Source organism: Thalassococcus arenae, assembly GCF_019104745.1.
GTDB classification, from domain to species: Bacteria; Pseudomonadota; Alphaproteobacteria; order Rhodobacterales; family Rhodobacteraceae; genus Thalassococcus_B; species Thalassococcus_B arenae.
The window spans coordinates 628,988-642,617 of record NZ_JAHRWL010000002.1 but is presented as its reverse complement, the minus strand read 5'-3'; the positions used below and the strand labels follow the sequence as shown (position 1 = coordinate 642,617).

Annotated in this window: 13 protein-coding genes; all 13 read left to right on the top strand. The window is 64.8% G+C overall.

Features of this window, described 5'->3' with window-relative positions:
• Positions 1-2 precede the first annotated feature (2 nt).
• The 13 genes from gmk to tsf all read left to right on the top strand — a co-directional run bounded on the left by gmk (position 3) and on the right by tsf (position 13,291).
• Positions 3-644 carry a guanylate kinase gene (gene gmk, locus KUH32_RS14385; protein WP_217779293.1) on the top strand — a complete coding sequence of 214 codons (642 nt, stop codon included), beginning with the start codon at positions 3-5 and terminating at the stop codon, positions 642-644.
• A complete protein-coding gene (locus KUH32_RS14380) occupies positions 641-1,162 on the top strand; it encodes a gamma carbonic anhydrase family protein (RefSeq protein ID WP_217779292.1) in 522 nt (173 codons plus the stop codon). Before gmk ends, KUH32_RS14380 begins: the two co-directional genes overlap by 4 nt.
• Before the next feature lie 78 nt (positions 1,163-1,240).
• Positions 1,241-2,416, top strand: coding sequence for a trans-sulfuration enzyme family protein (locus KUH32_RS14375; RefSeq protein ID WP_217779291.1), 1,176 nt, complete (start codon positions 1,241-1,243; stop codon positions 2,414-2,416).
• The gene (locus KUH32_RS14370) at positions 2,416-3,453 is read left to right on the top strand and encodes a sensor histidine kinase (RefSeq protein WP_217779290.1); all 1,038 of its coding nucleotides are present in this window, start codon (positions 2,416-2,418) and stop codon (positions 3,451-3,453) included. Before KUH32_RS14375 ends, KUH32_RS14370 begins: the two co-directional genes overlap by 1 nt.
• Positions 3,454-3,797: 344 nt before the next feature.
• The gene (locus KUH32_RS14365) at positions 3,798-4,838 is read left to right on the top strand and encodes a substrate-binding domain-containing protein (protein ID WP_217779289.1); all 1,041 of its coding nucleotides are present in this window, start codon (positions 3,798-3,800) and stop codon (positions 4,836-4,838) included.
• Positions 4,839-4,922: 84 nt separating this feature from the next.
• Positions 4,923-6,395 (top strand): phosphate ABC transporter permease subunit PstC, encoded by a 1,473-nt coding sequence (gene pstC, locus KUH32_RS14360; RefSeq protein ID WP_217779288.1) that lies wholly within the window; start codon positions 4,923-4,925, stop codon positions 6,393-6,395.
• Positions 6,392-7,747 (top strand): phosphate ABC transporter permease PstA, encoded by a 1,356-nt coding sequence (gene pstA / locus KUH32_RS14355; RefSeq protein ID WP_217779287.1) that lies wholly within the window; start codon positions 6,392-6,394, stop codon positions 7,745-7,747. Before pstC ends, pstA begins: the two co-directional genes overlap by 4 nt.
• 13 nt (positions 7,748-7,760) lie before the next feature.
• Positions 7,761-8,558, top strand: coding sequence for a phosphate ABC transporter ATP-binding protein PstB (gene pstB / locus KUH32_RS14350; protein WP_217779286.1), 798 nt, complete (start codon positions 7,761-7,763; stop codon positions 8,556-8,558).
• A complete protein-coding gene (phoU, locus tag KUH32_RS14345; protein WP_217779285.1) occupies positions 8,558-9,298 on the top strand; it encodes a phosphate signaling complex protein PhoU in 741 nt (246 codons plus the stop codon). Before pstB ends, phoU begins: the two co-directional genes overlap by 1 nt.
• A gap of 5 nt (positions 9,299-9,303) precedes the next feature.
• Positions 9,304-9,993, top strand: a complete 690-nt coding sequence (gene phoB / locus KUH32_RS14340) for a phosphate regulon transcriptional regulator PhoB (protein WP_217779284.1) — start codon at positions 9,304-9,306, stop codon at positions 9,991-9,993.
• A 66-nt stretch (positions 9,994-10,059) separates the two neighbouring features.
• Entirely contained in the window at positions 10,060-11,334 is a 1,275-nt protein-coding gene (locus tag KUH32_RS14335) for a HupE/UreJ family protein (RefSeq protein ID WP_217779283.1), read from the top strand.
• A gap of 170 nt (positions 11,335-11,504) precedes the next feature.
• On the top strand, positions 11,505-12,317 hold the full coding sequence (rpsB, locus tag KUH32_RS14330) for a 30S ribosomal protein S2 (protein ID WP_217779282.1): 813 nt from the start codon (positions 11,505-11,507) through the stop codon (positions 12,315-12,317).
• 98 nt (positions 12,318-12,415) lie between these two features.
• Positions 12,416-13,291, top strand: coding sequence for a translation elongation factor Ts (gene tsf / locus KUH32_RS14325; protein ID WP_217779281.1), 876 nt, complete (start codon positions 12,416-12,418; stop codon positions 13,289-13,291).
• Positions 13,292-13,630 lie beyond the last annotated feature (339 nt).

Here is a 13,630-nt window from a genome sequence, read left to right as displayed (position 1 = left end):
GTATGGCACAGCGGCGCGGATTGCTGATCATCCTGTCCTCGCCCTCGGGCGCGGGGAAATCGACGCTGGCGCGGCGGCTGCGCGACTGGGATCCGACGATCCGGTTTTCTGTCTCGGCCACGACGCGTCCGCCCCGGCCCGGGGAACAGGACGGCAAGGACTATCACTTTGTCGGAGAGCCGGAGTTCCGCCGGCAGGTCGCCGACGGCGCGATGCTGGAGCACGCCCACGTGTTCGGCCATTTCTACGGCTCGCCCCTGGCGCCGGTGAAACAGGCCACCGAGTCGGGCTGCGACGTGCTGTTCGACATCGACTGGCAGGGCGCGCAGCAGATCCGCAACTCGGCGCTCAAGGACAACGTGCTGTCGATCTTCCTTCTGCCGCCATCGATCCCGGAATTGCGCGCGCGTCTCGAAGGGCGCGGTCAGGACGGATCGGCGGTGATCGACAAGCGGATGCAGAAAAGCTGGGACGAAATCAGCCATTGGGACGCCTATGACTACGTCCTGATCAACGACGACCTTGACGTGACCGAAGCCCGGCTGAAAACCATCGTTCAGGCCGAGCGCCTGCGCCGCGATCGCCAGCCCGGTCTGGTGGCGCATGTCCGCAAACTGCAAAGCGAATTCGAGGATCAGACATGACGCTGTACGCGCTGGACGATATCGCCCCCGACCTGGCTGACGATGCCTGGGCGGCGCCGGATGCCAACCTGATCGGGCGCGTGGTGCTCGAAGCGCGCGCCTCGGTCTGGTTCGGCGCCACGCTGCGCGGCGACAACGAAGAGATCCGTGTGGGCGCGGGCAGCAACCTGCAGGAAAACGTCGTCTGCCACACCGACATGGGCTTTCCGCTGGTGATCGGGCCGGGCTGCACGATCGGCCACAAGGTGATGCTGCATGGCTGCACGATCGGGGAAAATACGCTGATCGGCATGGGCGCGACGGTTCTGAACGGCGCCCGGATCGGACGGAATTGCCTGATCGGGGCGGGCGCGCTGATCACCGAGGGCAAGGATATCCCCGACGGGTCGCTGGTGATGGGCATGCCGGGCAAGGTGGTGCGGCAACTGGACGAGGCGGCGATCAACGGATTGCGGGCCTCGGCCCTGCATTACCAGGAAAACGCGGCACGGTTCGCCCGCGGCCTTCGACCGGTCTGAGGGGCGCTGCCCCTCTGGCGCCAGGGGCGCCATTCACCCCGGGATATTTTCGAACCAGAGAAGTCAGGACCTCGCGCGATGAAGAAAACGATCCAGCGCCCCGTCGTGCCACCCGCCAGCGTGTCGACGCCGGTCGTATCGCCGATCTATCCTTCGGTGGTCTATGCCTCGGACGACCCCGACGGGCTTGACGCGCAATACGAAGGCGGCGCGGCGGGCTATACCTATGCCCGCGAGGGCCACCCCAATGCCGATCTGCTGGCGCGCAGGATCGACGCGCTGGAGGGATGTTCCGGCGGCATCGTGCTTGGTTCGGGCATGGCGGCCGTGGCCGCGGTCTTGCTGGGTCTGTGCGGGGCAGGGGACCACGTGGTGGGCGGCAACCAACTGTATGGCCGGTCGCTGCGGTTGATGGCGGAAGACCTGCCGCGGCTGGGGATCGCCACGACACTGGCCGATCCGACGGACATGGCCGCGGTCGAGGCGGCGCTGCGGCCCGAAACCAGGCTGGTGCTGATCGAGGTCGTGTCGAACCCGACGCTGCGGGTGGCCGATATCGAAGGCATCGCGCGTCTGTGCCGCGACCGCGGTGTGCTGCTGGCGGTCGACAACACCTTTACCACGCCGCTGGCGGTGCGGCCGTTCGCGTTGGGTGCAGACATCGTGCTGCATTCGGTGACCAAGCTGCTGGCGGGTCATTCCGATGTCACGCTGGGCTGGGTGGCGGCGCGCGATCCCGACCTCGCCGTGCGGATGCGGGTCTTTGCGGTGACCACCGGCATGACGCCCAGCCCGTTCGATTGCTGGCTGGCCGAACGCGGTCTGGCGACTTTTGCCCTGCGCTTCGACGCCGCGCAGCGCAACGCCGCGGCGCTGGCGGACTGGCTGGCCGGGCAGGCGGGCGTGCGCCGCGTGTTGTATCCGACCCGCGCCGACCACCCCGACCACAATCGCGCGGCGGCGCTTTTGGGCGGGCAGGGCTGCAACATGGTCAGCTTTGAAGTGGCGGGCGGGCGCAAGGCGGCAAACGCGCTGGCGCGGGCGGCGGATGGTGTCGCCTTTGCACCGACCTTGGGCGATGTCGGCACCACGCTCAGCCACGCTGCCTCGTCCTCGCACCGGGCGCTGAGCCCCGAGGCCCGCGCCGCGATCGGCATCACCGAAGGCTTCTTCCGCGTGTCGGTCGGGCTGGAGCCGCTGGACGCCTTGAAAACCACGTTCGCCGCCGGTCTGGCCGCGGCGCGAGACGCCTGATGCAGGCAGCGGCCGAGGCCCTGATCGCGGGATTTCCCCTGCCAGCGGTGTTGATCCGCGCCGATGAACGCATCGCCGCGGCCAACGAACCGGCCACCGCGCTGCTGGGGCCCGGGATGGTCGGGCGGCACTTCATCACCGCCTTGCGCCAACCGACCCTGCTGGATGCGATCGAGGATTGTCTGCAGTCCGGTGAGCCGCGCAAGACCGACTACCTGACCAATGACGGGCGCCAGGACACCACGTTCCGCGTCTCCATCGCCGCGGTGGCGCTGGACCGGGGGCGCGGCGTTCTCGTGACCTTCGAGGACATCACCCACCTGGAACAGGCCGGGCAGATGCGCCGCGATTTCGTCGCCAATGTCAGCCACGAATTGCGCACGCCGCTGACAGCGCTGATCGGCTTCATCGAAACGCTCAAGGGGCCCGCGCGGAACGACGAGGTCGCGCGCGATCGTTTTCTGGACACGATGGAAAAGGAGGCCGGGCGGATGAACCGGCTGGTGCAGGACCTGCTGTCGCTCAGCCGGGTCGAGGCCGAAGAGCGCGTGCGGCCGACGGGACGGGTCGATCCGGCGGCGCTGATCCGGACCACGCTTGACCGGCTGAGCCCGATGGCGATGGAGGCCGGCGTGAGGGTTCTAGCCGACTTGCCCGACAGCGCCGCGACGATCACCGGCGATGCCGACCAGTTGGTCCAGGTCGTGACGAACCTGGTCGAGAACGCGATCAAGTATTCCGGACGCGGCGCCGAGGTGCATGTGAGCCTGAGCCGGCCCGTTTTCGAGCCGCGCATCCGCGGCGACGGCATCCGCATCACCGTCCGCGATACCGGCCCCGGTATCGACGCGATCCACCTGCCGCGACTGACCGAACGATTCTACCGGATCGACACCCACCGGTCGCGCGAGAAGGGCGGAACCGGACTGGGCCTTGCCATCGTCAAGCATATCGTGAACCGCCACCGCGGCCGGCTGCGGGTGGAAAGCGAGCCCGGCAAGGGCGCCACGTTCATCGTGATCTTGCCGATCACTTGAATGCGCGCCGATTCGACGGCATGCCGACGGCGAGTCCCGGATGAACCGCCGGACCGTCGGTACAAGTGACGTGGGGGCAGGCAACGAAAGTGGCGCGGCTCGATTCCGGGTGAATATTCTCACGTGAAATCAAGATAATATGCCCTGAACCTCAACCTTCAACAAATTCGGCAGAGGCCAGCGGGATACGAAAATGACATGCCGCGCGCCCACCCCGGATGACGGGCAGGCAATTGTCATAAAACTGTTACGTAACCGTCACAAAAGCAAAGCGCTCGGGCCGTAGCTGTGCGCCTCGAAGATCATCGTGGGGATGATCGGATCTTCGCATCAGGAGTGTTCATATGAAATCCGTCAAAATGACCGCCTCGGTTCTGGCAATCGCCGCCATGACCGCTACCGCTGCAGCCGCGCGCGACAACGTGCAGGTTGCCGGGTCCTCGACCGTGCTGCCCTATGCCTCGATCGTCGCCGAAGCCTTTGGCGAGAACTTCGACTTTCCGACGCCGGTGGTGGAATCGGGCGGCTCGTCCGCTGGCCTCAAGCGTTTCTGCGAAGGCGTGGGTGAGAACACCATCGACATCGCCAACGCGTCGCGGGCGATCCGCGAGAAAGAGATCGAAGCCTGTGCCGCGAACGGCGTGACCGATATCATCGAGGTCCGCATCGGGTATGACGGCATCGTCTTCGCCAGCCAGATCGACGGCCCGGCTTATGACGCCTTTACCCCGTCCGACATCTTCAACGCGCTTGCGCCCAAGGTGATGGTCGATGGCGCGCTGGTCGACAATCCCTACAGCAAGTGGAACGAGTTCAACGCCGATCTGCCCGACGCCGAGATCATGGCCTTTATCCCCGGCACCAAGCACGGCACCCGCGAAGTGTTCGAGGAAAAGGTGATCGCCGCAGGCTGCGAGGCGACCGGTGCGATGGAGGCGATGATCGCCGCCGGCATGTCCGAGGACGACGCCGAGGACGCCTGCCTGGCTGTGCGCACCGATGGCCGGTCGGTCGACATCGACGGTGACTATACCGAAACCCTGGCCCGCATCGACGCCACCCCGAACGGTATCGGCGTCTTCGGTCTGGCTTTCTACGAGAACAACACCGACAAGCTGAAGGTCGCCACCATGTCGGGCGTCGCGCCGTCGACCGAAACCATCGCCAGCGGCGAATACCCGGTGTCGCGTCCGCTGTTCTTCTACATCAAGAAGGCGCATATCGGGGTGATCCCGGGCCTCAAGGAATTCGCGGAATTCTTCGTCGCCGACGAGATCGCCGGCCCCGATGGCCCGCTGGCAGCCTACGGCCTGGTGTCCGACCCGGAACTGGCCAAGACCCAGGCCACGGTCGCCGACGAAGCGGTCATGGGTTCGAACATGTAAAAGGGCTTGAGCCCGGACAAGGGGCGGCATATTCCGCCGCCCCTTTCTTGCTTTTAGGACCTTTTCGAAACTGGCGGGGGTGACATGCCTGTATTCTGGCTTGTGGGGATCGTGCTGGCGCTCGCGGCGCTCGGGTACGTCCTGGGCCGCGCGCGGGCGATGGCCAGCGTCGCCGGAGACCGGCGTGGGCTGCATTCATTGCCCAGCTATTACGGCGCGAACGTCTTCATCAAGACGGTCGTTCCGTCCTTTGCGGTGCTGATCGTCTGGCTTTTGGTGCAGCCGCTGGTGGTCAACAACCGGATCGTCGACATGCTGCCCGATCAAGCCGTCAGCGCCGATACCAGCGTGGGCCTGGTCATGTCGGACGTGCGGCGCCTGGCCGACGGTCTGGACAGCGCGGTTGCGCAGGGGATCATGACCGCGGACGAGGTCGCATCGCTGCGCACCGAGTCGACGGACATCCGCGAACGGCTTGGGCAGGCGGGGGTCGCGCTTGGTTCGGACGTCGGACCCGAGGTGCTGTCCGCCGCACAGCGCTACCGGGCGCTGACCGCGGCGGGGTCGGCTATCCAGACCGGCGTCGTGCTTGCCCTGGCCATCGCCGGGCTGCTCTGGGGCCTGAAGAACGCGACGGCCGAGTTCCGGGCGCGAAACACGGTGGAACAGGCGATCCTGACCATTCTCATCGCGGCGGCCTCGCTGGCCATCCTGACCACCATCGGCATCGTGTTGTCGCTGATCTTCAACACGGTGGAATTCTTCCGGCTCTATCCGGCGCTGGACTTTTTCACGCGTCTGGAATGGTCGCCCAGCTTTTCGGGGCGGGGCGGGTCTTCGGCGCTTGGGGTGCTGCCGCTGCTGTGGGGGACGTTCTACATCTCGGTCATCGCGCTGCTGGTGGCGGTGCCGATCGGGCTTTTCGCGGCGATCTACCTGTCCGAATACGCAGGCCCCAAGGTCCGCGCCATCGCCAAGCCGATGCTGGAAGTGCTGGCCGGTATCCCGACCATCGTCTACGGCCTGTTCGCGCTGCTGACCGTCGGGCCGATGCTGATGAAGGTTTTCGGTGGCGACGGGCTGGGATGGATGTCCGCCGGCACCGCGGTGATGACCGCGGGCCTGGTGATGGGCATCATGCTGATCCCCTTCGTCAGCTCGCTGTCCGACGACATCATCAACGCCGTACCGCAGTCGTTGCGCGACGGATCCTATGGGCTGGGCGCGACGCAATCCGAAACGATCCGCCAGGTTGTGCTGCCCGCTGCGCTGCCCGGAATCGTCGGCGCGATCCTGCTGGCCGCCAGCCGCGCCATCGGTGAGACGATGATCGTGGTGCTGGGGGCAGGGGCGGCGGCCAAGCTGAGCCTGAACCCCTTCGAGGCGATGACCACGGTCACCGCCAAGATCGTCAGCCAGCTGACCGGCGACGCCGACTTTGCCAGCCCCGAGGCGCTGGTGGCCTTTGCCCTGGGCATGACGCTGTTCGTCATGACGCTGGGGCTGAATGTCTTCGCGCTGTATATCGTGCGCAAATACCGGGAGCAGTACGAATGACCGACGCCAGCCTGTCGCAAGCGCCGTCGGCGCGGCCCCGCGTTTCGCTGACAGCCGCGGATGCGCGCACCAAACGCCGCAACGCGGCCGAGACCCGTTTCCGGATGTATGGCATCGCCGCCATCGCAACCGGCCTGGTTTTTCTGGTCGTGCTGCTGTTCGCGATCCTGACGAACGGTGTCGGCGCCTTTCAGCAAAGCTTTGTCAACGTGCCGGTCTATCTCGACCCGGCCAAGCTGGACAAGAACGGCAACCGCGACATCGAGGACATCAAGAAGGTATCGACATTCGGTTACGGGCCGCTGATCGAAAACGCCGTCTTCGAGGCGGTCACATCCCGGGGGATCGACACGCCGCTGGACAGCGCCAAGGACATGAAGAAACTGCTTTCGGCCAGCGCCGCGGCACAGGTGCGCGATTTCGTCATCGCAAACCCCGACCGGATCGGCGACACGGTCGAGTTCCGGGTTCTGGCGTCAAGCCGTGTCGACGGCTATCTGAAGGGCCGGGTGGTGCGCGACGCGGTCGAACGCGACAAGAACATCGATGCAGAACATCTTGATATCGTTGATGCATTGGTGTCCGAAGGCGTGATCAAGAAAAGCTTCAACCTCAGCTTCATCACGGGATCGGACGCATCGGAAAGCCGCGCCGAGGCGGCCGGACTTGGCGTGGCGATGCTGGGCTCGTTCTTCATGATGCTGGTGGTTCTGGTGCTGTCGCTGCCCATCGGCGTCGCGGCCTCGATCTACCTCGAGGAATTCGCACCAAAGAACCGCTTTACCGACCTGATCGAGGTCAACATCTCGAACCTCGCCGCGGTGCCGTCGATCGTTTTCGGCATCCTGGGGCTTGCCGTCTTCATCCAGTTCATGCACCTGCCGCAATCGGCGCCGCTGGTGGGCGGGCTGGTGCTGACGCTGATGACGCTGCCGACGATCATCATCTCGACCCGCGCCTCGCTCAAGGCGGTGCCCCCTTCGATCCGCGACGCCGCCCTGGGTGTCGGAGCATCCAAGATGCAATCGGTCTTTCACCATGTGCTGCCGCTGGCCATGCCGGGCATTCTGACCGGCACCATCATCGGTCTGGCGCAGGCCCTGGGCGAAACCGCTCCGCTGCTGCTGATCGGCATGGTGGGCTATATCGCGACCAACTATCCCGACGGGGTGGCGAGCGGTTTTCTCGACCCGAATTCCGCGATGCCCGCCCAGATCTACGAATGGGCCAAACGCGCCGACCCGGCCTACTACGAACGCGCCTGGGGCGGCATCATCATCCTGCTGGTGTTCCTGTTGACCATGAACATCATCGCCATCATCCTGCGCCGCCGCTTTGAGCGGCGCTGGTAACGGGGTATCACCCATGTACGACGCACCGCCATCGGAGAGAGACGTGGATCAGAAGGACATCAAGATCGCCGCACGGGGCGTGCAGGTCTATTACGGCGACAACCACGCGATCAAGGACGTGGATGTCGATATCGCCGACCGCACCGTCACGGCCTTCATCGGCCCGTCAGGTTGCGGCAAGTCCACCTTCTTGCGGTGTCTCAACCGGATGAACGACACGATCGACATCTGCCGGATCGAGGGCAGGATCGAACTGGATGGCGAAGACATCTACGACAAGCGTGTCGATCCGGTGCAACTGCGCGCCAAGGTCGGCATGGTGTTCCAGAAACCCAACCCGTTCCCCAAGTCGATCTACGACAACGTCGCCTATGGCCCGCGCATTCACGGCATGGCCCGGAACAAGGCGGATCTGGACGAGATCGTCGAACGTGCCCTGCGGCGCGGCGCGATCTGGGACGAGGTCAAGGACCGCCTGCAGGCCCCCGGCACCGGCTTGTCGGGCGGCCAGCAGCAGCGGCTGTGCATCGCCCGCGCGGTGGCCACCGAACCCGAAGTTCTGCTGATGGACGAACCCTGTTCGGCGCTCGACCCGATCGCCACGGCCCAGGTCGAGGAACTGATCGACGAATTGCGGCAGGACTACTCGGTGGTGATCGTGACGCATTCGATGCAGCAGGCCGCACGCGTCAGCCAGAAGACGGCGTTCTTTCACTTGGGCAACCTCGTCGAGTTCGGCGAGACGGGCAAGATCTTTACCAACCCCGAAGACCCACGCACGGAATCCTACATCACGGGACGGATCGGCTGATGAAAGAGCTTTCGCAACACATTGCCAGCGCATTCGACCGCGATCTGGAAGGCATCCAGGCGCAGATCATGAAAATGGGCGGGCTGGTGGAAAACGCCATAACCCAGGCCGCCAAGTCGCTGGAAACCCGCGATGTCGATCTGGCCGAAGAGGTCCGCAAGGGCGACCAGGCCATCGACGCGCTGGAAGAACGCCTGAACGAAGAGGCCGCCCGCGTCATCGCGCTGCGCGCGCCGGCCGCCCGCGACCTGCGGGTCGTGCTGTCGGTGATGCGGATGTCGGCCAACCTGGAACGCATCGGCGACCTGGCCAAGAACCTGGCCAAGCGTACCGGCGTCCTGGTTCAGATGCAGCCCATCGGCGGCACCGCCACATCGTTGCGGCGCATGGCCCGCGACGTGGAACTGATGCTCAAGGATGCGCTGGACGCCTACATCCAGCGTGACGAGGCGCTGGCGCTGGACGTGATCGACCGTGACCGCGATATCGACCAGATGTACAACACGCTGTTCCGCGAATTCCTGACATTCATGCTGGAAGATCCGCGCAACATCACCGCCTGCATGCATCTGCACTTCATCGCGAAGAATATCGAGCGCATGGGCGACCACGTGACGTCGATCTCGGAGCAGGTGGTGTTCCTGACCTCGGGTCACAAGCCGGACGAGGCGCGGGTCAAGCTGGACCGCACCTCGACGGATGCCACCCTGACCCCCGACATGGACAGCGACGGAGACTGATACCGATGTCCGCCAATCAACCCACGGTTCTGGTCGTCGAGGATGAAGCGGCGCAGCGCGAGGTCCTGAGCTACAACCTCGAGGCCGAAGGGTTCCGCGTGGCGCTGGCAGAGGACGGCGAAGAGGCTTTGCTGCTGGTCGACGAGGAACAGCCCGACATCATCGTCCTGGACTGGATGCTTCCCAGCCTGTCGGGCATCGAAGTCTGCCGCCAGCTCAAGACACGGCCCGACACCCGCGGCGTTCCCGTCATCATGCTGTCGGCCCGGTCCGAGGAGATCGACAGGGTGAGGGGGTTGGAAACCGGTGCGGACGACTACGTGGTCAAACCCTATTCGGTTCTCGAACTCATGGCGCGGGTACGCACCCAGCTTCGGCGCGCGCGCCCTTCGGCAGCCGGGCTGCGGCTGGAATACCAGGACATCGTGCTGGACAGCGAAACCCACCGCGTGACCCGCGGCGGGGCCGAACTGAAACTCGGCCCGACCGAGTTCCGCCTTCTGACCACCTTCATGGAAAAACCCGGTCGGGTCTGGTCGCGCGAACAGCTGCTGGACCGAGTCTGGGGGCGCGATATCTATGTCGATACCCGCACCGTGGACGTCCATATCGGACGGCTGCGAAAGGCGCTCAGTATCCACGGCGGTGATGATCCCCTGCGCACCGTGCGCGGCGCGGGTTACGCGCTTGGTTGAATTGGGTTGAATTCCGGGCACTTGGCGTCATCTACTGCCCCCAATGGTAACGAAGGGACGTGGCAGATGATGCGAATGGTTTTCGCTGTGTTGTTCTGGATGGCGGGTATATCGGGCGCTGCCGCTCATGAGGTGCGACCGGCCATCGGCGATCTGAGCGCCACGGACGGGCAAGTGACGCTCGAACTGCGGTTAAGCGTCGAACCTCTGCTGGCGGGCGCGAACCTTGAGGGCGTCGAGGACACCAACGACACCGACGAGTCCGACGCGGTCGATGCCTTGCGGATGCTGGATGCCACCGCACTGCGTGACCGGCTGACACAGGCGCTGCCTGACCTTCTCGCCTCGATGCCGTTGACGGTGGATGCGGCGCCCGTGCCGCTTCAGGCCACCCGGATCGAAACCGAAGACGTCGGCAATCCTGATCTGCCTCGTGAAACCCTGCTGGTTCTTCAGGGCGACTTGCCGGCCGGCGCGCAAACGCTTGAAATGAATTGGCCCGCATCCTTCGGTACGTTGATCCTGCGCCAGATGGGCGTGGACGAACCCTATACCGGCTATCTGACCGGCCAGCCCTCGGGCCCGATCCAGATCGCCGGCGGCGATGCGTTGACCAACGCGGGTGCGTTCTTCGGCTATATCCCCGTCGGATTCGATCATATCCTGCCCAAGGGGCTGGACCATATCCTGTTCGTGCTGGGCCTGTTCTTCCTTGCCGCGCGGATCGGGCCGCTGTTGTGGCAGGTCTCTGCCTTCACGCTGGCCCATACCGTGACGCTGGCGCTTGGTGCGCTCGAGATCGTCACCGTTTCGGCCAGCATCGTCGAGCCGATCATCGCCGCTTCGATCGTCTACGTGGCGGTCGAGAACATCGTGTCGGACAAGCTCCACCGCTGGCGTCCGGCAGTGGTGTTCGGTTTCGGGCTTTTGCACGGTTTGGGCTTTGCCAGCGTTCTGGGCGAATTCGGTTTGCCGCAAGGCCAGTTCATTGCAGCCTTGATCGGCTTCAACATCGGGGTCGAGATCGGTCAGCTGACCGTGATCGCGGTCGCCTTCCTGCTGGTCTGGTGGGCCTTGCAGGTGGACCGGGGCAGGGCGCAAGAACTGCCCGCTCAGGTCTTTTACGGTGCCGCTGTGATCGGACTTGCGCTGGCCGGTTACTGGATCGGCGGCGAAGCGCGGGTGTTGCTCTGGCCGCTGGCGGGTCTGAGCCTGCTGTGCCTGGTTTCGGTGTCGCTGGTCGACCGGATGGAGGCCTACCGTCGCTTCGTGTCGATCCCGGCTTCCTGCGTCATCGCCGCCGTCGGCGCCTGGTGGGTGGTGGAACGGGTGTTTCTCTGAACATCAACGCGGGCCTTGCGCCCGCAGCGAAACCGGCCTATAGCGCGCGCACCAACTCCGCAGGCGGGGGCGGGTGTTCGGGAGAGACATCCCCGATCATCCACCGGTTGTCCCAGATCCGATCCGGGATGATACCTCCGCCAAGGCGATAAACCGGAAAGGAAAAAGGCATGGCTCTTCCCGAGTTCACCATGCGTCAGCTGCTGGAAGCTGGCGTTCACTTCGGCCACCAGACGCAGCGCTGGAACCCCCGCATGGGAGAGTTCATCTACGGCGACCGCAACGGCATTCACATCATCGACCTGACCCAGACCGTCCCGATGCTGGACGCGGCGCTGCATGCGATCCGCGAAACCGTCGCCAAGGGTGGCCGCATCCTGTTCGTCGGCACCAAGCGCCAGGCGTCGCAACCGATCGCCGAGGCGGCCGAGAAATGCGCGCAATACTACATGAACCACCGCTGGCTTGGCGGCACGCTGACCAACTGGCAGACTGTGTCGCAGTCGATCGGCCGCCTGCGCCAGATCGACGAACTGATGGAGCGCGGCGCCGAGGGCCTCACCAAGAAAGAGCGCCTGAACATGGAACGCGACCAGGGCAAGCTTCAGGCGTCGCTGGGCGGCATCCGCGAAATGGGCGGCCTGCCGGACATGCTGTTTGTCATCGACGTCAAGAAAGAAGCGCTGGCCGTGGCCGAAGCCAACAAGCTGGGCATCCCGGTTGTGGCCGTGGTCGACACCAACTGCTCGCCCGACGGCGTCGATTACATCATCCCCGGCAACGATGACGCAGCCCGCGCCATCGCGCTTTACTGCGACCTGGCCAGCCGGGCCGCGCTGGACGGCATGACTGCACAAATGGGCGCAGCCGGCGTCGACCTGGGCGCACTGGAAGACGCACCGGCCGAGGAACTGCTGGCGGAAGCCGCGGGCGAGACGCCCGCCGAGCCCGCCGCGGCGGAAGCACCGGCCGAAGGCGCCTGACGCCGTCCTGTCGCACGCGCGACAGGAGCCAATGACATGAGCGGGTGACCCAGCGGTCACCCCGATCCGCACGCAAGAATGACGAGGAGAGCCAAGAGATGGCGATCACAGCAGCACAGGTGAAAGAACTGCGCGAGATGACCGGCGCCGGCATGATGGATGCCAAGAAAGCGCTGGTTGAAAACGACGGCAACATGGACGCCGCCGTGGATTGGCTGCGCACCAAGGGCCTTGCCAAGGCCGCCAAGAAGTCCGGCCGCACCGCCGCCGAGGGCCTTGTGGCCGTCGTCGTCGACGGCGGTACAGGCGTCGCGGTCGAGGTCAACTCGGAAACCGATTTCGTCGCCAAGAACGCCGAATTCCAGGCCATGGTGAACAAGATCGCCGAGGCAGCCCTGGGCGTGGACAGCACCGAAGCGCTGAGCGCTGCGGACCTGGGTGGCAAGACCGTCGGCGACGCGATTACCGACGCGGTGGCCAAGATCGGCGAAAACATGTCGCTGCGCCGTATGGCAAAGCTGACCGGCGATCAGGTGGTGACCTACGTTCACAACGCCGCCGCTGACGGCATGGGCCAGATCGGCGTGCTGGTCGCGATGACCGGCGGCGACGAGACGTTCGGCAAGCAGGTCGCAATGCACATCGCCGCGGTGAACCCGGCTTCGCTGTCGTCGGACGATCTTGACTCGGCGGTCGTCGAAAAGGAACGCCAGATCCAGATCGACATCGCCCGCGAATCCGGCAAGCCCGAGCAGGTGATCGAGAAGATGATCGAGGGCCGGATGAAGAAGTTCCTGGCCGAGGTCACGCTGCTGGGTCAGCAATTCGTGGTCAACCCCGACGTCACCGTGGAACAGGCCGCCAAGGACGCCGGCGCCACGATCACCGGTTTCGTCCGGATGCAGGTGGGCGAGGGGATCGAGAAGAAGGAAGAGGATTTCGCTGCCGAGGTGGCAAAGGCCGCCCAGGGCTGATCCGTTTCCCTTGCTTGAAGGTATGCGGAGCCGTCTCGGGAGGGACGGCTCCGCGCCTTTTTGAGACCCCAGGAGACATTGGGGATGAGATTTGGGGCCTCCAAAGGATGCCGGCCCAAGAATTCTCAAACTGAATTCCCGAACCGGCCCCCGGCTTGCACCGGCAGGTTCGCAGAGCCCGTAAAATGCTCGGGTTGCGTCCCCACGTTCCATGGCCAAAGCCACCACTCACGGAACATGGAAAGCTTGCCCCATTTACTTGACGTTAAGGAAGTCGGGTATTCCCGACCCAGCGTTCCGGCGCGGTTTTTTCACGATGCTTTAACGGTACGGATGCGC

What these genes read in the sequence shown, in the direction of transcription:
- gmk (WP_217779293.1), top strand. Translation starts at nt 3, where the DNA reads ATGGCACAGCGGCGCGGATTGCTGATCATCCTGTCCTCGCCCTCGGGC.
- KUH32_RS14380 (WP_217779292.1), top strand. Translation starts at nt 641, where the DNA reads ATGACGCTGTACGCGCTGGACGATATCGCCCCCGACCTGGCTGACGAT.
- KUH32_RS14375 (WP_217779291.1), top strand. Translation starts at nt 1,241, where the DNA reads ATGAAGAAAACGATCCAGCGCCCCGTCGTGCCACCCGCCAGCGTGTCG.
- KUH32_RS14370 (WP_217779290.1), top strand. Translation starts at nt 2,416, where the DNA reads ATGCAGGCAGCGGCCGAGGCCCTGATCGCGGGATTTCCCCTGCCAGCG.
- KUH32_RS14365 (WP_217779289.1), top strand. Translation starts at nt 3,798, where the DNA reads ATGAAATCCGTCAAAATGACCGCCTCGGTTCTGGCAATCGCCGCCATG.
- pstC (WP_217779288.1), top strand. Translation starts at nt 4,923, where the DNA reads ATGCCTGTATTCTGGCTTGTGGGGATCGTGCTGGCGCTCGCGGCGCTC.
- pstA (WP_217779287.1), top strand. Translation starts at nt 6,392, where the DNA reads ATGACCGACGCCAGCCTGTCGCAAGCGCCGTCGGCGCGGCCCCGCGTT.
- pstB (WP_217779286.1), top strand. Translation starts at nt 7,761, where the DNA reads ATGTACGACGCACCGCCATCGGAGAGAGACGTGGATCAGAAGGACATC.
- phoU (WP_217779285.1), top strand. Translation starts at nt 8,558, where the DNA reads ATGAAAGAGCTTTCGCAACACATTGCCAGCGCATTCGACCGCGATCTG.
- phoB (WP_217779284.1), top strand. Translation starts at nt 9,304, where the DNA reads ATGTCCGCCAATCAACCCACGGTTCTGGTCGTCGAGGATGAAGCGGCG.
- KUH32_RS14335 (WP_217779283.1), top strand. Translation starts at nt 10,060, where the DNA reads ATGATGCGAATGGTTTTCGCTGTGTTGTTCTGGATGGCGGGTATATCG.
- rpsB (WP_217779282.1), top strand. Translation starts at nt 11,505, where the DNA reads ATGGCTCTTCCCGAGTTCACCATGCGTCAGCTGCTGGAAGCTGGCGTT.
- tsf (WP_217779281.1), top strand. Translation starts at nt 12,416, where the DNA reads ATGGCGATCACAGCAGCACAGGTGAAAGAACTGCGCGAGATGACCGGC.